The organism is Bradyrhizobium sp. USDA 4454 (genome assembly GCF_054822705.1).
Map to the genome: position 1 here is coordinate 6,879,758 of NZ_JBTRCN010000001.1, position 16,843 is coordinate 6,896,600.

Annotated in this window: 17 protein-coding genes; 10 read left to right on the forward strand and 7 right to left on the reverse strand. The window is 65.6% G+C overall.

Translation table 11 applies throughout. From position 1 onward, the window contains the following. Positions 1-8 precede the first annotated feature (8 nt). Positions 9-488, reverse strand: coding sequence for an Lrp/AsnC family transcriptional regulator (locus ACVIW0_RS32000; protein WP_461355986.1), 480 nt, complete (start codon positions 486-488; stop codon positions 9-11). Between the two features lie 281 nt (positions 489-769). On the opposite strand from ACVIW0_RS32000, the gene trxB reads away from it, so the two are divergent. The 3 genes from trxB (at position 770) to dapA (ending at position 4,108) form a co-directional block, all read left to right on the forward strand. Next, the gene (gene trxB / locus ACVIW0_RS32005; protein WP_461355987.1) at positions 770-1,735 is read left to right on the forward strand and encodes a thioredoxin-disulfide reductase; all 966 of its coding nucleotides are present in this window, start codon (positions 770-772) and stop codon (positions 1,733-1,735) included. Positions 1,736-1,737: 2 nt separating this feature from the next. Next, a complete protein-coding gene (locus ACVIW0_RS32010; RefSeq protein WP_028344089.1) occupies positions 1,738-2,658 on the forward strand; it encodes a LysR family transcriptional regulator in 921 nt (306 codons plus the stop codon). Between the two features lie 535 nt (positions 2,659-3,193). Further along, entirely contained in the window at positions 3,194-4,108 is a 915-nt protein-coding gene (dapA, locus tag ACVIW0_RS32015) for a 4-hydroxy-tetrahydrodipicolinate synthase (RefSeq protein ID WP_461355988.1), read from the forward strand. A 104-nt stretch (positions 4,109-4,212) separates the two neighbouring features. Here the strand turns inward: dapA and ACVIW0_RS32020 are convergent, their stop codons facing one another. Beyond that, positions 4,213-6,606 carry a heavy metal translocating P-type ATPase gene (locus ACVIW0_RS32020; RefSeq protein WP_461355989.1) on the reverse strand — a complete coding sequence of 798 codons (2,394 nt, stop codon included), beginning with the start codon at positions 6,604-6,606 and terminating at the stop codon, positions 4,213-4,215. Between the two features lie 65 nt (positions 6,607-6,671). On the opposite strand from ACVIW0_RS32020, the gene ACVIW0_RS32025 reads away from it, so the two are divergent. Continuing rightward, positions 6,672-6,947 (forward strand): metal-sensitive transcriptional regulator, encoded by a 276-nt coding sequence (locus ACVIW0_RS32025; protein ID WP_461357486.1) that lies wholly within the window; start codon positions 6,672-6,674, stop codon positions 6,945-6,947. Between the two features lie 168 nt (positions 6,948-7,115). Here ACVIW0_RS32025 and ychF read toward each other — a convergent pair whose 3' ends face one another. From ychF to ACVIW0_RS32045, 4 genes are all read right to left on the reverse strand, one after another. Beyond that, positions 7,116-8,213: a redox-regulated ATPase YchF gene (gene ychF / locus ACVIW0_RS32030; RefSeq protein ID WP_461355990.1), complete on the reverse strand. Its 1,098-nt coding sequence runs from the start codon at positions 8,211-8,213 to the stop codon at positions 7,116-7,118. A gap of 57 nt (positions 8,214-8,270) precedes the next feature. Beyond that, positions 8,271-8,873: an aminoacyl-tRNA hydrolase gene (pth, locus tag ACVIW0_RS32035; protein WP_461355991.1), complete on the reverse strand. Its 603-nt coding sequence runs from the start codon at positions 8,871-8,873 to the stop codon at positions 8,271-8,273. A gap of 55 nt (positions 8,874-8,928) precedes the next feature. Then, on the reverse strand, positions 8,929-9,654 hold the full coding sequence (locus tag ACVIW0_RS32040) for a 50S ribosomal protein L25/general stress protein Ctc (RefSeq protein WP_456750124.1): 726 nt from the start codon (positions 9,652-9,654) through the stop codon (positions 8,929-8,931). A 263-nt stretch (positions 9,655-9,917) separates the two neighbouring features. Continuing rightward, entirely contained in the window at positions 9,918-10,178 is a 261-nt protein-coding gene (locus ACVIW0_RS32045; protein WP_461355992.1) for an accessory factor UbiK family protein, read from the reverse strand. Positions 10,179-10,356: 178 nt separating this feature from the next. Between ACVIW0_RS32045 and ACVIW0_RS32050 the strand changes: the two genes are divergently transcribed. From ACVIW0_RS32050 to ACVIW0_RS32075, 6 genes are all read left to right on the forward strand, one after another. Further along, on the forward strand, positions 10,357-11,091 hold the full coding sequence (locus tag ACVIW0_RS32050; protein WP_461355993.1) for a dienelactone hydrolase family protein: 735 nt from the start codon (positions 10,357-10,359) through the stop codon (positions 11,089-11,091). Positions 11,092-11,106: 15 nt separating this feature from the next. Beyond that, positions 11,107-11,949, forward strand: a complete 843-nt coding sequence (gene lgt / locus ACVIW0_RS32055; protein ID WP_461355994.1) for a prolipoprotein diacylglyceryl transferase — start codon at positions 11,107-11,109, stop codon at positions 11,947-11,949. Next, entirely contained in the window at positions 11,946-13,088 is a 1,143-nt protein-coding gene (locus ACVIW0_RS32060; RefSeq protein ID WP_461355995.1) for a class I SAM-dependent methyltransferase, read from the forward strand. Before lgt ends, ACVIW0_RS32060 begins: the two co-directional genes overlap by 4 nt. Further along, positions 13,085-13,852: a peptidoglycan editing factor PgeF gene (pgeF, locus tag ACVIW0_RS32065; protein WP_461355996.1), complete on the forward strand. Its 768-nt coding sequence runs from the start codon at positions 13,085-13,087 to the stop codon at positions 13,850-13,852. The genes ACVIW0_RS32060 and pgeF overlap by 4 nt, the downstream gene beginning before the upstream one ends. 193 nt (positions 13,853-14,045) lie before the next feature. Then, positions 14,046-14,663: a hypothetical protein gene (locus tag ACVIW0_RS32070; RefSeq protein ID WP_461355997.1), complete on the forward strand. Its 618-nt coding sequence runs from the start codon at positions 14,046-14,048 to the stop codon at positions 14,661-14,663. A gap of 179 nt (positions 14,664-14,842) precedes the next feature. Beyond that, positions 14,843-15,796 (forward strand): ribose-phosphate pyrophosphokinase, encoded by a 954-nt coding sequence (locus ACVIW0_RS32075; protein ID WP_028344316.1) that lies wholly within the window; start codon positions 14,843-14,845, stop codon positions 15,794-15,796. A gap of 177 nt (positions 15,797-15,973) precedes the next feature. On the opposite strand, the gene ACVIW0_RS32080 is transcribed toward ACVIW0_RS32075, so the two are convergent. Further along, positions 15,974-16,780 carry an SDR family NAD(P)-dependent oxidoreductase gene (locus tag ACVIW0_RS32080; protein ID WP_461355998.1) on the reverse strand — a complete coding sequence of 269 codons (807 nt, stop codon included), beginning with the start codon at positions 16,778-16,780 and terminating at the stop codon, positions 15,974-15,976. Between the last annotated feature and the right edge of the window lie 63 nt (positions 16,781-16,843).

The window sequence follows — 16,843 nt, forward strand, 5'->3', positions numbered from 1 at the left end:
TGCGCCCGTCAGCCCGCCACCTTCACGCCCAGCGGCACCGCCGCCTCATATTTCGAATTGTGCAGCACCAGCGACGTCCTCACGTTGCGCACATGCGGCGCGGCGGTCAGGTGGGTGACGAAATCCTGGAACGTCGCCATGTCGGGTGCCACGCATTTCAGGATGAAATCGACTTCGCCTGATAGCATCCAGCATTCGCGCACCAGCGGCTCGGCACGCACGAAGTTCTCGAAGGCGCGCAGGTCGGCATCGGCCTGGCTCGACAGGTGCACCGAGGCGAACACCGTGACGTCGTAGCCGAGGCGGCGCGGATCGAGCAGGCCGCGGTAGCCCTGGATGTAGCCTTCCTCTTCCAGCGTCCGGACCCTGCGCAGGCAGGGCGGCGGCGAGATGCCGACGCGTTTGGCGAGTTCCACATTGGTGATTCGGCCATCGGCCTGGATCTCGGCGAGGATTTTGAGGTCGATCTCGTCAAGGTTCTTCGACACGCGACAACGGTTCCCTAGGAGTTTGGAAGGCAAGGCAGATTTGCCGGCAACTCTCATAGCCCAGCCAGCCGGCGATGCGCAATTTTATTGCGCGTGCAGCGCACGGTTTCGCGAAAGTGACCTCAGTTCCGGGGAAAAATCGCTGCCATGGATTGCAAATCTTGCATAGCTTGCCAGATATCCTAGACTTGGATTTGACACTTTTGGCATCGCCGTGACCCGCTCCGGGGTGCTTCCCACACAAGTCCCCGTCAAAATCCCCAGCAGAGAGGGATCAGCTAATGCCCGCGCCTGTCCATGCCAAGGTCGTCATCATCGGGTCCGGCCCCGCCGGTTACACCGCAGCGATCTACGCGGCACGCGCGATGCTCGAACCGATCCTGATCCAGGGCATCCAGCCGGGCGGACAACTCACCATCACCACCGACGTCGAGAACTATCCGGGCTTCGCCGACGTGATCCAGGGCCCCTGGCTGATGGAGCAGATGGAGAAGCAGGCGGCCCATGTCGGTACCAAGATCGTCACCGACCTCGTCAACAAGCTGGAACTCGGCCAGCGTCCGTTTCGCCTGACCTGCGATTCTGGCGACGTCTATCTCGCCGAGACCGTGATCCTCGCCACCGGCGCCCAGGCGCGCTGGCTCGGGCTGCCCTCGGAAGAGAAGTTCCAGGGCGGCGGCGTCTCGGCCTGCGCGACCTGCGACGGCTTCTTCTACCGCGGCAAGGACGTCGTGGTGGTCGGCGGCGGCAACACCGCCGTCGAGGAAGCGCTGTACCTCACCAACCATGCCTCGCAGGTCACCATCGTGCATCGCCGCGATCACTTCCGCGCCGAGCGCATCCTGCAGGAGCGCCTGTTCAAGCATCCCAAGATCAAGGTGGTGTGGGATTCCGCGATCGATGAGATCTGCGGATCGGAGAACCCGAACAAGGTCACGCATGTGCGGCTGAAGAACGTCAAGACCGGCGCACTGACTGATATCAAGACCGACGGCGTGTTCATCGCGATCGGCCATGCGCCGGCGACCGAGCTCGTCAAAGGCCAGATCAAGCTGAAACCGTCGGGGTATGTCGAGGTGGCGCCGAACTCGACGGCGACCTCGGTGCCCGGCCTGTTCGCGGCCGGCGACGTCGCGGACGAAACCTTCCGGCAGGCGGTCACCGCGGCCGGCCTCGGCTGCATGGCCGCGCTCGAGGCCGAACGCTTCCTGGCTCTTCGCGCGAGCGATCGCGCAGCGGCGGAATAATCATGGCACGATCTCGCGACGGATTTACGGATATGGATTGGGACAAGCTGAAGGTCTTTCACGCAGCGGCGGAGGCCGGCAGCTTCACGCATGCCGGCGAGCAGCTCGGCCTGTCGCAATCGGCGGTCTCCCGCCAGGTCAGCGCGCTGGAGCAGGAGCTCTCGGTCTCGCTGTTTCACCGCCATGCCCGCGGCCTGATCCTCACCGAACAGGGCGACCTCCTGTTCCGCACCGCGCATGACGTGTTCATGCAATTGCAGGCGGCGCGCGCCAAGCTCACCGACAGCCGCGAGCGGCCGAGCGGCGACCTCAAGATCACGACCCCGCCGGCGCTCGGCATCAACTGGCTGATCCCGCGGCTCGACGAGTTCACCGCGCTCTATCCGGACATCCGCATCTCGCTGATCGTGACCGACGAGGATCTCGATTTGTCGATGCGCGAGGCCGACGTTGCGATCCGCACCCGCAAGCCGACCCAGCCGGACCTGATCCAGCGCAAGCTGTTCTCGATCGGCTTCCACGCCTATTGCTCGCCGGAATACATCAAGCGCTTCGGCACGCCGCGGACGCTGGACGATCTCGACTCGCATCGCATCATCATGCTCGGCGACTCGCAGGTGCCGCCGCATCTGCAGAACCGCAGCTGGCTGATCGATGCCGGCCGCAACGGCTCCGGTCCGCGCGAACCCTACTTCAAGGTCAACAACATCCTCGGCCTCGTGCGCGCCTGCCAGCAGGGCCTCGGCATCGCCGCGCTGCCGGACTATCTGGTCGAACAGAACAACCTCGTGCAGCTGTTCGGCGAGTCCGACTCGATCGCGCTGGACACCTACTTCGTCTATCCGGAAGAGCTGAAGACAGTGGCCCGGGTGCAGGTGTTCCGCGACTTCGTGGTCAGCAAGGCACAGCGCTGGCCGTCCTGATTAAGCCGGCCTTATGGGCCGGGTTATGGGCTTTCCGCGCAGTCCCAACAGGCCCTGAATCTCCGCATGACTGACATGCGACCTGGATAGTTGCTGCATGCCGTCGATGGGGATCATAGTGTTGACACGCTGAGCGGTCGCGTCGCGCATATGTCCCCCTCCTCCAGTGGCGCGGAAGTTCAGTAATCCCTCTTGGAAGGTGATTGTGTCGGCCTCACGTGGCCAATACCTTAAGCCGGGCTCACTCGAGCCCGGCTTTTTTTCAGCCGTATGCCTTTTCACCCCAACGTCATGCAAAAACGTGCCGCACGTCACGGTCAGCATGTGCATTGACAACAACCTCGCAGCGCAGCATCATTATCCCATGATCACGACTTCGTGCGCCGCTTTCTCGTCGAAAAAAGCTCCCCTCCCGGGGATACGAGATCGCGCGCGATAAGATCACCTTCGCACTCAAACCGATCCCGAAACCCCGCCGCCTGGACGGGGTTTTTTGTTGGTCCCGTCTCCGGCTTGTCCCCTGAGGAGATGGAACATGACTGAACTACGCCAGCAATTGCAGGGCCTCTGGCTGCCCCTGATCACGCCGTTCCGCGGCGGCGAACTCGATCCCTCGTCGTTGCGCCGCCTCGTGCGACACTACGCCAGCGGGCCCGTCGACGGCTTCATCCTCGGTGCCACCTCCGGTGAAGGCATGGCGCTGAGCACCGATGAGCTGGAGGAGCTGGTCAGCGTGGTGCTCGACGAGCTCAGTGCCAGCTCCCGCCATCTGCCGGTCTGCCTCGGGCTCTCCGGCGCCTCGACCGCCAAGATGAAGGACGCGCTGGACGACACGGCCGACTGGCCGATCAACGGCTATCTGATCGCGAGCCCGTACTACACCAGGCCCTCGCAGCGCGGCCTCGTGCAGCACTTCAACGCGCTCGCCGATCACACGTCGTGGCCGATCGTGCTCTACAACATCCCCTATCGCACGGCGGTGAACCTGACAAACGAGACGCTGCTGACGCTCGCCGACCATCCGAACATCGTCGGCATGAAGGATTGCAGCGCCGACCGTGCGCAATCGATCGACTTCCTCAACCGGCGGCCGGCCGGCTTCTCCGTGCTGACCGGCGAGGATGCGCAAACCTTCGATGCGCTCTCGGACGGTGCCGACGGCGCGATCCTGCTCTCCGCGCATCTGGAGACCAACATTTTCGCCTCGATCCGCACGCTGCTGCAGCAGGGCAAGCGCGACGCAGCATTGGCCGCGTGGCAGAGCGTCGTCGGCCTGACGCGGCTGCTGTTCGCCGAACCGAGCCCCGCGCCGGCCAAGCACTGGCTGTGGCGGCAGGGGCTGATCGACAGCCCCGAGGTGCGGCTGCCGATGGTCGAGGTGAGCGAGGATCTCGCGACCTGGCTCGATGCCGAGATGGAGCGCCGCGCGCAGCTGCTGCTGCCGGCATAACTGCCGTAGCCCGGATGAAGCGCAGCGCAATCCGGGGCGGTCTCGCCACGCGGTGACGCCCCCGGATTACGCTTCGCTGCATCCGGGCTACGGATCTCGTCAGCTCAGTCCAGCTTAACTCTAGAGAGCCGCAGCGCGTTGCCGATCACGCTGACCGAGGACAGCGCCATCGCGGCGGCGCCGAGCATCGGCGACAGCAGGATGCCGAACAGCGGATAAAGCACACCGGCCGCGACCGGCACGCCGGCAGCGTTGTAGACGAAGGCGAAGGCCAGGTTCTGGCGGATGTTGCGCATGGTCGCGACCGACAAGCGCCGCGCCCGGACCAGACCCGTCAGGTCGCCGGTGAGCAGCGTGATCCCGGCGCTCTCGATCGCGACGTCGGTGCCGCCGCCCATCGCGATGCCGACATCGGCGGCTACGAGCGCCGGCGCATCGTTGACGCCGTCGCCGGCCATCGCGACAATGCGGCTCTCGCCGCGCAGCCGCTGCACGACCTCGCTCTTGCGCTCCGGCAACACGCCGGCCTCGACCTCGTCGATGCCAAGCGTCTTCGCCACCGCGCGCGCGGTGGTCTCATTGTCGCCGGTCAGCATCACGATGCGCAGACCCTCGGCGCGCAGTGCCTGGAGTGCATTCGCAGCCGACGGCTTGACCGGATCGGCGATCGCGATCACGCCGGCGATACGGCCATCGAGCGCGACATAGATCGCGGTCGCGCCGTCGCGCCGCGCAACTTCGGCGGCCTCATCCAGCGCCGACGTGGCGATCTTCAGCTCGCCCATCAGCACCGAATTGCCGAGCGCAACCTGCTTGCCCTCAACGAGGCCGGTCGCGCCCTTGCCGGAGGGCGAGGCAAAATTGCTGACGGCGGATGTTGCGAGCTTGCGCGCCTTGGCTGAAGCGATGATCGCCTGCGCCAGCGGATGCTCGCTGCCCTGCTCGACGCAGGCAGCCAGGCGCAGCAGATCGCTTTCGTCGACGCCTTCAGCGGCAATGATGCGGGTGACCTTCGGCTTGCCCTCGGTGAGCGTGCCGGTCTTGTCGATCACCAGCGTGTCGATCGCCTCCATCCGCTCCAGCGCCTCCGCGTCGCGGATCAGGATGCCGGAATGCGCACCACGGCCGACGCCGACCATGATCGACATCGGCGTCGCGAGCCCCAGCGCGCAGGGGCACGCGATGATCAACACCGTGACGGCAGCGACCAGCGCGAAGGTCAGGCGCGGCTCGGGGCCGAACACCGACCAGGCGATGAAGGCGAGCACGGCGGCGGCGATTACCGCCGGCACGAACCAGCCGGCAACGCGATCGGCGAGCCGCTGGATCGGCGCGCGCGAACGCTGTGCCTTCGCCACCATGTCGACGATCCGCGACAGCATGGTGTCGCGGCCGACCTTGTCGGCGCGCATCACGAGGCCGCCGCTCTGGTTGACGGTACCGCCGATCACGCTGGCGCCTTCCGCCTTGGTGACCGGCATCGATTCACCAGTCACCATGGATTCGTCGATGACGCCGCGGCCCTCGATCACGACGCCGTCGACCGGCACCTTCTCGCCGGGGCGCACGCGCAGGCGATCGCCGACCTTGATCGCGTCGATCTCGATATCCTCGTCACCATGATCGGTGATGCGGCGCGCGGTCTTGGGCGCAAGCCCAAGCAGCGCGCGGATCGCGCCCGAGGTCTGCGCCCGGGCGCGCAATTCCAGCACCTGGCCGAGCAGCACCAGCACCGTGATCACGGCGGCCGCCTCGAAATACACCGCGACCGCGCCATGCATGTCGCGGAATGCGGGTGGGAACAGCTGCGGCGCCAGGGTCGCAACCACGCTGTAGGCATAGGCGACGCCGGTGCCCATCGCGATCAGCGTGAACATGTTGAGATTGCGCGTCACGACCGACTGCCAGCCGCGCACGAAGAACGGCGCGCCGGCCCACAGCACGACCGGTGTCGCCAGCACGAACGAGATCCAGTTCGACCAGCCCATCGGCACCAGATGCAGCAGCCCGAGATGGCTGCCCATCTCGAGCACGAACACCGGCAGCGTGAGCGCGAGACCGATCCAGAACCGCCGCGTCATATCGATCAATTCAGGATCGGGGCCGTCGTCGAGCGAGACCTGCTCGGGCTCCAGCGCCATGCCGCAGATCGGGCAAGAGCCGGGACCAACCTGGCGCACCTCGGGGTGCATCGGGCAGGTGTAGATCGTGCCGGCCGGCGCCGGCGGCTTCGGTTCGCGCGGCTCGAGATACTTCTCGGGCTCGGCTTCGAAGCGCTCGCGGCAACGGCCGCTGCAGAACAGGTACTCCTCGCCCTTGTAGCTGAAGCGGTGCTTGGCGGTCGCCGGGTTGACCTTCATGCCGCAGACTGGATCGATCGCGAAGGCGGCCTCGGCCGGCGTCGCGCCGTGATCATGCTTGCCGCCGCAGCAGGACTGCGCGGCCGCGCCATGATGGTGATGATCGGCGTGCGAATGGTCGTGCTTTGCCTGTGCCACGAAACTCTTCCCGACCGGTATCCCGGCCTCTTGATTTGTATACCCTAGGGGGGTATATGAGCCTTATGAGACACGAGGTCAAGGCATCCTGCTTAAAACGGCTCAAACGGATCGAGGGTCAGATCCGCGGGCTGGCCGCCATGGTCGAGGACGATCGCTATTGCATCGACGTGGTGACGCAGATCGCAGCCGCGCGCGCGGCGTTGCGCCGCGTCGAGGAGGAGGTCCTGCGCGATCACGTGGCGCACTGCGTGGAGCACGCGATCTCGTCCGGCGACAAGGCCGACCAGCGGCGCAAGATCGCCGAACTGATGGACGTGATCGGGCGGGCGGATCGGTGACGCCCCATATTCAGTGTCGTCCCGGCGAAGGCCGGGACCCATAACCACCGAACGTTGGGATGGAGCAAGCTGGGGCCACAGCGTCGTCGCGCAACAACTGCGCCCTGTGGTTATGGGTCCCGGCCTTCGCCGGGACGACTTGGGAGAAAGCGAGCCCGAAATCGATGCTCAGGTATTAAACCGGAAATGCATCACGTCGCCGTCGGCGACGACATACTCCTTGCCTTCCAGCCGCAGCTTGCCGGCGTCGCGCGCGCCGGCTTCGCCGTTGCCGGCGATGTAATCGTCGTAGGCAATGGTCTCCGCGCGAATAAAACCCTTCTCGAAATCGGTATGGATCACGCCGGCGGCGGCAGGCGCCTTGGTGCCGCGGTCGATGGTCCAGGCGCGGGCTTCCTTCGGGCCGACGGTGAAATAGGTGATGAGGTCGAGCAGCTGATAGCCGGCGCGGATCAGCCGATCGAGGCCGGCCTCTTCGAGGCCCAGGGTCTCGAGGAACTCGGCGCGCTCGGCACGCGACAGCGTCGCAATCTCGGATTCGATCTTGGCCGAGATCACGACCGCGACCGCGCCTTCCTCCTTGGCGCGTTCGAACACCGCCTTGGAGAAATTGTTGCCGTCCTTGGCCGAGCCCTCCTCGACGTTGCAGACATAGAGCACGGGCTTCGAGGTCAGGAGCCCGAGCATGCGGAACGCACGCTCCTCCTCCGGCTTGCGCTCCATGCCGCGGGCCGGCTTGCCGTCGCGCAGCAATGTGAGCGCGCGGTTGACCAGCTCGAGCTGCTCCTTGGCTTCCTTGTCGTTGCCCTTGGCCTTCTTGGCGAGATTGTCGACGCGCTTCTCAAGGCTGTCGAGGTCGGACAGCATCAGCTCGGTCTCGATGGTCTCGATGTCGGCGAGCGGCGCGATCTTGCCTTCGACATGGGTGATGTCGGAATCCTCGAAGCAACGCACCACATGGGCGATGGCATCGACCTCGCGGATGTTGGCGAGGAACTGGTTGCCGAGGCCTTCGCCCTGCGACGCGCCGCGGACGAGCCCTGCGATATCGACGAAGGTCAGCCGGGTCGGGATGATCTGCCCGGACTTCGCGACCGCTGCCAGCTTCTCCAGCCGCTGATCGGGCACCGCCACCTCGCCGACATTCGGCTCAATGGTACAGAACGGATAGTTCGCCGCCTGGGCGGCCGCCGTCTCGGTCAGCGCATTGAACAGCGTCGACTTGCCGACGTTAGGCAGCCCGACGATCCCGCATTTGAATCCCATGTTCGTCCCGATCTCTCGCGCACACGCTGCGCGGCTGAACTGAGTGACGAGGGTCCGCTAGGGCCCCTCGTCCTTGGTGTCGAAAAATCCCTTGGCCTGCATCGTCAGATGCACCTTGTTGGCGAACGAGGCGTCGTGTCCCGCAGCCAGCAGGCCGGCATTGTCGGCGACGGCCTGGCACAAGGCCGCCACCCACGCCCGGTCGCTTTTCGCGAAGTCCGACAGCACGTGGCTGTGCACGAGCTCCTTGACGCCGGGATGACCGATCCCGAGCCGCACCCGCCGATAGTCGTTGCCGATATGCGCGGAGATCGAGCGCAGCCCGTTATGGCCGGCGATCCCGCCGCCGATCTTGACCCGCACCTTGGCGGGCGGCAGCTCGAGCTCGTCCTGGAACACGGTGATATCGGCGGGCACCAGCTTGAAGAAGTTCGCCGCTTCCTGCACCGCGCGTCCGGACTCGTTCATGAAGGTGGTCGGCTTCAGCAGCACGACCTTCTCACGATCGATGACGCCTTCGGCAGTCTCGCCCTGAAAGCGACGGCGCCATGGTGCGAAACCATGACGCCGTGCAATCTCATCGACCGCCAGGAAACCGATATTGTGTCGGTTGCTGGCGTATTTCGCACCGGGATTACCGAGACCGACAAAAAGGCGCATGGCGCGGCATCCCGCGTCGGCGCGCCGTCAGACGATCGCGCGCCGACCTGATCGGTTACTTCTTCTTGTCGCCACCGCCGGCGGGAGCCTTGGCACCCGCGGCCGGAGCCGCAGCACCCGCAGCCGGAGCGGCAGCAGCCGGAGCCGCAGCACCCGCGGCCGGAGCCGCGGCGCCACCAGCAGCCGCCGCAGCCGCGGCCTTCTGCTCTTCGGCGTAGCCGGACGGCGGCACGATGGTGACGAGGGTCGCGTCCTCGCGGGTCAGCGACTTCACGCCCTTCGGCAGCTTGACGTCGGAGAGATGCAGCGAATAGCTGATCTCGAGCGCGCCGACGTCGGCTTCGATGTACTGCGGAATGTTGTCCACCGAGCACTCGAGATCGAGCGCGTGGGTGACGATGTTGACGGTGCCACCGCGCTTGACGCCCGGCGAGCTTTCACCGTTCACGATGTGCAGCGGCACGCTGACGCGGATGGTGGCGCCTTCGCCGAGCCGCATGAAGTCGACATGGAGCGGGAAGTCCTTCACCGGGTCGAGGTGGTAGTCGCGCGGAATCACGCGGTGCTTCTTGCCCTCGACATCGATATCGAACAGCGTCGTCAGGAAGCGGCCGGCCAGGATGCGCTGGCGCAGTTCACGGTCGTCGACCGAAATGGTGACGGGGGGCTGGTTGTCTCCGTAGATCACTCCGGGAACTCTCCCGGCGCGACGCTCTGCCCGGGCGGCCCCCTTGCCGCTCTTCGGACGCGCGGTCGCCTTCAATTCCTTGACGGTCGCCATAGCGTTAAGTCCTTGTATTTAAAAAGTTAAAGGCCGCAGCGCGGCCCATGCTCAAGTCCACAGCAAGCCTCCAGGGGTGCGGGGGCCGCGGACGTGGCGGGCTTTTAGCCCCAAAGGGCCGAAATGACAAGGAAATGAAGGGATTTTTCTTGCTTGACCCCACGGCGGGCACGTAGCCCGGATGCAGCGAAGCGCAATCCGGGGAGTCGATCCGCGGATGCGCCCGCGGATTTCGCTGCGCTCCATCCGGGCTACAGAAGCGGCTACCCCGCCGAACTGCCGAGCTTGGCTTCCAGCGCGGCGATCCTCGCCTTCAGCGCCTCGTTCTCCTCGCGCGCCAGGCGGGCCATGTCCTTGACCGCGTCGAACTCCTCGCGCTTGACCACGTCGAGGTCGCGCAGGATCCGTTCGGCCTGGTTGCGCATGACCGTGTCGACCTCGCGCTTGACGCCCTGGGCGGCGCCGGCGGCGTCGTTCATCAGACGGCCGATCTCATCGAAAAACCGGTTGCTGGTCTGGGTCATCTCGCAAAAATCTCCGCGTTCACTGTATCGCGATAAAGACAATGGCGATGTCAGCCATCCGGTTCAAGTCCGCCGCGAATGGCTGGCCTCCCGTGAGCCCGCCTTGTCATGCTCCGGTTTCCTTGCAATCGTATGAACTCACAACAGAAATCGCACACATAACGCGAGCAGAAACGCCATGATCGAAGCCACTGTCGATATCCCGACCAAGGACGGCAAGACCACCACCTTCATCACCCATCCCGAGCGCGGCGGCCCCTTCCCGGTCGTGATCTTCTACATGGACGCACCGGCGATCCGCGAGGAGCTGCGCGACATGGCGCGCCGGCTCGGCACCTCCGGCTATTATGTGATGCTGCCCAATCTGTACTACCGATCCGACGTGATGGAGCTCGGTCCGATACCGCCCGATCCCGACGCACCTGAGCGCAAGCGCATGTTCGGATACATGAACTCCATCAACATCCCGCTGGTGATGGAAGACACCAAAGGCCTGATCGCCTATGCCGAGACCCAGAAGGCCGCCAACACCAAGATCATCGGCACCGTCGGCTACTGCATGAGCGGCCGCTATGCGGTGAACGCGGCGACGCATTTCGGCGATCGGGTCAAGGCTGCCGCCTCGATCTACGGCACCCATCTGGCGACCGACCAGCCCGACAGCCCGCACCTTGCCGCGCAAAAGACCAAGGCCGAACTCTATTTCGCCTGCGCCGAGACCGATATCTACGCGCCTCAGGAAGTCATCGAGCAGGTCAAGGCCGGCATGAAGGGATCCAACAACGAGGTCGAGATCTATCCCGGCACGCATCACGGCTTTGCGTTCCCCAAGCGCCCGGTCTATGACCGCGACGCCGCCGAACGCCATTGGGAGCGGCTGCTCGCGCTCTACCGGCGCAACCTCGTGAACTGAGTCTCACCCCGCACGATGCCGTTCCTGCTGATCGACTTTCCGGTGTTCAACCCCGTCGCGCTCGCGCTGGGGCCGATCGTGATCCGCTGGTATGCGCTGGCCTATATCGTCGGCATCGTGCTGGGCTGGATCTACGCCCGCTCGCTGATCAAGAAGCAGCGGCTGTGGGGCGGCGAGGTGCCGATCACGCTGCCGCAGCTCGACGATTTCATCCTCTGGGTCACGATCGGCATCATCGTCGGCGGCCGCACCGGCTATGTGCTGTTCTACAACCTGCCGTTCTTTGTGGCGCATCCGTCCGAGATCCTTGAACTATGGAAGGGCGGCATGTCGTTCCACGGCGGCTTCCTCGGCTGCGTCGCCGCGGTGATGCTGTTCGCCCGCCGCAACAACATTCCGATCCTGTCGCTCGGCGACATCACCACCGCGGTGGCGCCGATCGGGCTGTTCCTTGGCCGGCTCGCCAATTTCATCAACAGCGAATTGTGGGGCCGGCATGCCGAGGTGAGCCTGCCCTGGGCGATGATCTTCCCCAATGGCGGACCGCTGCCGCGGCATCCGAGCCAGCTCTATGAGGCCGGCCTCGAGGGCATCGTGCTGTTTGTGGCGCTGGCGATCATGATCCGGATGGGCGCGCTGAAGCGGCCCGGCCTGATCCTCGGCAGCTTCATTGCGATCTACGGCATCGCCCGAATCATCGGCGAGCACTTCAGGGAGCCCGATCCGCAGCTCGGTTTCCTGTGGGGCGGATTAACCATGGGGATGCTGCTGTCGGTGCCAATGATTATCGTCGGCGCTATCATCATCACGGCCGCCGTCCGCCGCAGGGCGAACGGACCGGCGCCGAGTGCAACATGACGCTAGTGCAATCCAAGGCCGTGAGCGAACCCTCCCCGCTGCTGGATGAGATCAGGAAGCTGATCAAATTATCCGGGCCGATGCCGGTCTGGCGCTACATGGAATTGTGCCTGATGCATCCGCAGTACGGCTATTACCTATCGCGCGATCCGCTCGGCCGCGCGGGCGATTTCACCACGGCGCCCGAGGTCAGCCAGATGTTCGGCGAGTTGCTCGGGCTGTGGAGCGCCTCGATCTGGCGCGCCATCGGTTCGCCGGAGACGTTCCGCCTGATCGAGCTCGGGCCCGGCCGCGGCACCATGATGTCCGACGCGCTGCGTGCGCTGCGCGTGCTGCCGCCGCTCTACCAGTCGCTCAGCATCCACCTCGTCGAGGTCAATCCGGTGCTGCGCGAGAAGCAGCAGGCCACGCTGAACGGCGTGCACGACATCACCTGGCATGACAGCATCGACGACGTGCCCGAGGGACCGGCGGTGATCCTCGCCAACGAATATTTCGACGTGCTGCCGATCCACCAGATGGTTCGCCGCGAGACCGGCTGGCATGAGCGCACGGTCGGGATGGACGCCAATGGCAATCTGTATTTCGCCCCCGCCCCGGAGCCGACCCCGCATTTCGAGGTGCTGCTGCCGCCGCTGGTCCGCGCCGCGCCGCTCGGTGCGGTGTTCGAATGGCGGCCCGACAACGAGGTCATGAAGCTCGCCACCCGGGTGCGCGACCAGGACGGCGCCGCGCTGATCATCGATTACGGCCATCTGCGCAGCGATGCCGGCGACACCTTCCAGGCGATCGCGCGCCACAGCTTCGCCGATCCGCTGAAGAATCCCGGACGGGCCGACGTCACCGCGCATGTTGACTTCCAGGCGTTGGCACGCGCCGCCGAGGATGTCGGCGCGCAGGTCCACGGTCCGGCGACGCAGGGCGACTTCCTCAAGCGGCTCGGCATCGAAGCCCGCGCTGCCGGACTGATGGCGAAAGCCAGCCCCGAAATGTCCGCCGACATTGCCGGCGCCCTGAAGCGGCTGACCGAGCCCGGGCGCGGCGGGATGGGCTCGATGTTCAAGGTCATGGCCATCTCCGAGCCGCGCCTCACCTCGATCGCTGGCCTCAGCGATCAGCCTGACGAGACCGAACAATGACATTGGGATCACCGCTGCTGTCGGCCATACCTGGCCTGCGCCATGCCTTCTTCTCCCGCGAGGGTGGCGTCTCCGAGGGCGTCTATGCCGGCCTCAATGGCGGGCTCGGCTCGCGCGACGATCCGGCCAAGGTCGCGGAGAACCGGCGGCGGATAGCCGCGCAGCTCGGCGTGCCGCTCGATCATCTGATCAGCGTGCATCAGGTGCACTCGCCCGACGTCGTCGTCGTCGACAGCCCGTGGAACGGCGCGCCACGTCCGAAGGCGGACGCGCTCGTCACCCGCACCGAGGGGCTTGCGATCTCGGTCACGACCGCCGACTGCGGGCCGATCCTGTTCGTCGAGCCCAATGCGCGGGTGATCGGCGCGGCGCATGCTGGCTGGAAGGGCGCGCTGACCGGCGTGCTGGAATCGACCATCGATGCGATGGAGAAGCTCGGCGCCGAGCGCGGCGGCATTGTCGCCGCGATCGGCCCGCTGATCCGCAAGGAGTCCTACGAGGTCGGCAACGAATTCGTCGAGCGCTTCATCGAGGCCGACGCCGAGAACGGCGTGTTCTTTATGCCCGGCGAACGCGACGGCCACGCGATGTTCGATCTTGCCGGCTTCATCCGGATGCGGCTGGAAAATGCCGGCGTGCTGATGATCGACGATCTCGGCATCGACACCTATTCGGATGCACGCTGCTTCAGCTACCGTCGCTCGGTGCATCGCAAGGAAGCCGATTACGGCCGGCACGTGCACGCCATCGCGCTGGAAGGCTGACGCCGGGCGTCTGGTCGCCATCATGCGAGCCGGCATTCCGAACCGGCTGCGAGGTCATGCGGCATCATCTCTCTGACTGAGCAAGGAAATCCGAAACCCCGTGGCGCAGCCTTGGATCGGTTCTTGGATCGGTTAAGGGCTGTGGCCGTCCTGCCCTAGACGTTAAGCCGTTTTAACGATATCGCATGACGCAATGAGGGAAGCGTCAAATCGCCAGTTTCAAACTGGGACAGTCGTGCGTGCCGCGATCGCAGCGACGTGGCTCGCGATCGCAAGCGCGCTTGGCGGCTGCGCGGCCGGCGGCAACGTGGCCGACTCCTACGCCATGGCCACGCCGGCGAGCGGCGGTGCCACCGTCGCGTTCGAATCGATCGACGGCCCGCCGCCCCAGGTGTTCGACCGCATGGTCGGCGTGCTCGACAGCGAATCCAAGCTGCGCAGCCTGTCGATCGTGTCGCGCCAGGGCACCGCGGCCTATCGCGTGCGCAGCTATCTGTCGGCGCAGGTGGTGCGGGGCCGCACCATGATCGCGTGGGTGTGGGACGTCTACGATAGCAACCAGCAACGCGCGCTCCGGCTCTCCGGCGAAGAACCTGCCGGCAAGGCCAGCCGCGACGCCTGGGCCGCCGCCGACGATCTGGTGCTGCGCAGGATCGCCCAGGCCGGCCTCAGTGGCCTCACCAGCATGATCAATGGCGGTCCGGCCGATGGCCCGGCGCCCGCCCCGGCGGCCCCCGAGCTGCGCGGGCCGGCGATGGTCAGCGCCCCGGCGCCCGCCGAGACCGTGGCGCTCAGCTATTCCGCGAACTAACCCCCGGTATCTGCCGGGGAAAGGCGTTTTTTGCCCAGGAAAACCGCAGTCAAGGCGGGCTAATGGGTTGCCAGCGCGGCCGCCTGCCTGATATTCCCTCGCGCACCGAAAACCCGCCGGTTCTGTAAGGACTTGAGATGCTGAACGTCGTATCCAGCAAGGCGCGGGGGGAAGCATCGATGTCGGCAAAGAACGGATCAATCAAGCTCGTCGCCGGCAACTCCAATCCTGCGCTGGCGCAGGACATCGCCAAGGGCCTTGGCATCGAACTGACCAAGGCCGTGGTCCGGCGCTTCGCCGACATGGAGATCTTCGTCGAGATCCAGGAGAACGTCCGCGGCTCGGACATGTTCATCCTGCAATCGACGTCATTTCCCGCCAACGACAATCTGATGGAACTGCTGATCATCACCGACGCGCTGCGCCGCTCCTCGGCGCGCCGCATCACTGCGGTGGTGCCGTATTTCGGCTATGCCCGGCAGGATCGCAGGTCCGGCTCACGCACTCCGATCTCCGCCAAGCTCGTCGCCAACCTGATCTCGCATGCCGGCGTCGACCGCGTCATGACGCTCGACCTGCATGCCGGCCAGATCCAGGGCTTCTTCGACATCCCGACCGACAATTTGTTCGCAGCGCCGTTGATGGTGCGCGACATCAAGGAAAAGTTCGACCTCGCCAAGGTGATGGTGGTGTCGCCCGACGTCGGCGGCGTGGCGCGCGCCCGCGGCCTTGCCAAGCGCATCAACACCCCGCTCGCGATCGTCGACAAGCGCCGCGAGCGCCCCGGTGAGTCCGAGGTGATGAACGTGATCGGCGACGTCGCCGGCTACAACTGCATCCTGGTTGACGACATCGTCGATTCCGGCGGCACCCTGGTGAACGCGGCCGAGGCGCTGATCGCGCACGGCGCCAAGGAGGTCTCGGCCTACATCACCCATGGCGTGCTGTCCGGCGGCGCCGCCGCGCGAATCGCCTCGTCGCGGCTAAAAGAGCTGGTCATCACCGACTCGATCCTGCCGACGGAAGCCGTCAACAAGGCGCCGAACATCCGCCAGATCTCGATCGCCGGCCTGATCGCCGAAGCGATCGGCCGCACCGCAGCGGAAGAGTCGGTCTCCAGCCTGTTTGATTAAGGCATACTCTCTGTCGTCGCTGCCTAGTGCGCAATTGCGCACGGGAGCAGGGACCCATAACCACAGGGTCGAGTTGTTGAAGCGCGCTGTGGCTACAGCGTCGCGCAACAATTGTCGGTCGTGGTTATGGTTCCCTGCTTTCGCCGGGACGACAGCGAATTTGCAGATGCGGCCTTCTCAAAACCCCGGCCGCGGCACGTGGCTCATCAGCGTCCGCGCATAGCCGCCGTCGACGATGATCTCCTCGCCATTGACGTAGGACGAGCGGTCGCTGGCCAGGAACAGCGTCGCGTCCGCCATGTCCTGCGGCGCGCCGATCCGGCGCATCGGCACTACCGCGGTGCGCCGCTCGGTAACCCCCGGCGTATCGTAGAACGCCTGGCTCATCGGCGTGACGACGAGGCCGGGGCTAACCACATTGCTGCGGATGCCGTGCGGCCCCCATTCGGCGGCGAGCTGCTGCGAGAGCATCACGACGGCGGCCTTGCTGACGCTGTAGGCGCCGCTTTGCCCCTGCGCATTGCTGGCGGCGATCGAGGCGACGTGGATGAGGCTGCCGCGCCCCAGCTTGCGCATCTGGCGGCCAAACGCCTGCGTGCAAATGAAATAGCCGGTGAGATTGACCGCCAGCACCGCGTTCCATTCGGCGAGCGGCAGCGTGTCGAGCCCACCGGGGCGCAGCACCGCCGCCGTGTTGACCAGGATATCGCACGAACCAAGCGTGCGCGCGACGGTGTCCGCGACGTCTGCGACATTGTCCTCGCTGGTGGTGTCGCAGCTTGCGACGAGATGGCCGTCGCCGAACTCGCGCAACTTTGCCTTGGTCTCGGCAAGTCCGTGCTCGTCGCGATCGAGCGCGGCGACTTTGGCGCCGGCCCGCGCGAAGCTGACCGCGGTGGCGCGGCCGATGCCGCCGCCTCCCCCGGTGACGACGGCAACGCGGCCCGACAGGCCGAGCCAGTCGGAAGAATGTTGTTCGGTCATGGGCGCCTCCCGCGCGTTCTGATTATGCCTGCAAGCATAGCCGAACATGCCGTGCGCGAGAGC

Coding starts and splice junctions, on each gene's coding strand:
- ACVIW0_RS32010 (WP_028344089.1), top strand. CDS start 1,738: ATGGCACGATCTCGCGACGGATTTACGGATATGGATTGGGACAAGCTG.
- pth (WP_461355991.1), bottom strand. CDS start 8,873: ATGCGCCTTTTTGTCGGTCTCGGTAATCCCGGTGCGAAATACGCCAGC.
- pgeF (WP_461355996.1), top strand. CDS start 13,085: ATGACATTGGGATCACCGCTGCTGTCGGCCATACCTGGCCTGCGCCAT.
- dapA (WP_461355988.1), top strand. CDS start 3,194: ATGACTGAACTACGCCAGCAATTGCAGGGCCTCTGGCTGCCCCTGATC.
- ACVIW0_RS32060 (WP_461355995.1), top strand. CDS start 11,946: ATGACGCTAGTGCAATCCAAGGCCGTGAGCGAACCCTCCCCGCTGCTG.
- ACVIW0_RS32080 (WP_461355998.1), bottom strand. CDS start 16,780: ATGACCGAACAACATTCTTCCGACTGGCTCGGCCTGTCGGGCCGCGTT.
- ACVIW0_RS32025 (WP_461357486.1), top strand. CDS start 6,672: ATGAGACACGAGGTCAAGGCATCCTGCTTAAAACGGCTCAAACGGATC.
- trxB (WP_461355987.1), top strand. CDS start 770: ATGCCCGCGCCTGTCCATGCCAAGGTCGTCATCATCGGGTCCGGCCCC.
- ACVIW0_RS32040 (WP_456750124.1), bottom strand. CDS start 9,654: ATGGCGACCGTCAAGGAATTGAAGGCGACCGCGCGTCCGAAGAGCGGC.
- lgt (WP_461355994.1), top strand. CDS start 11,107: ATGCCGTTCCTGCTGATCGACTTTCCGGTGTTCAACCCCGTCGCGCTC.
- ychF (WP_461355990.1), bottom strand. CDS start 8,213: ATGGGATTCAAATGCGGGATCGTCGGGCTGCCTAACGTCGGCAAGTCG.
- ACVIW0_RS32075 (WP_028344316.1), top strand. CDS start 14,843: ATGTCGGCAAAGAACGGATCAATCAAGCTCGTCGCCGGCAACTCCAAT.
- ACVIW0_RS32045 (WP_461355992.1), bottom strand. CDS start 10,178: ATGACCCAGACCAGCAACCGGTTTTTCGATGAGATCGGCCGTCTGATG.
- ACVIW0_RS32070 (WP_461355997.1), top strand. CDS start 14,046: ATGAGGGAAGCGTCAAATCGCCAGTTTCAAACTGGGACAGTCGTGCGT.
- ACVIW0_RS32050 (WP_461355993.1), top strand. CDS start 10,357: ATGATCGAAGCCACTGTCGATATCCCGACCAAGGACGGCAAGACCACC.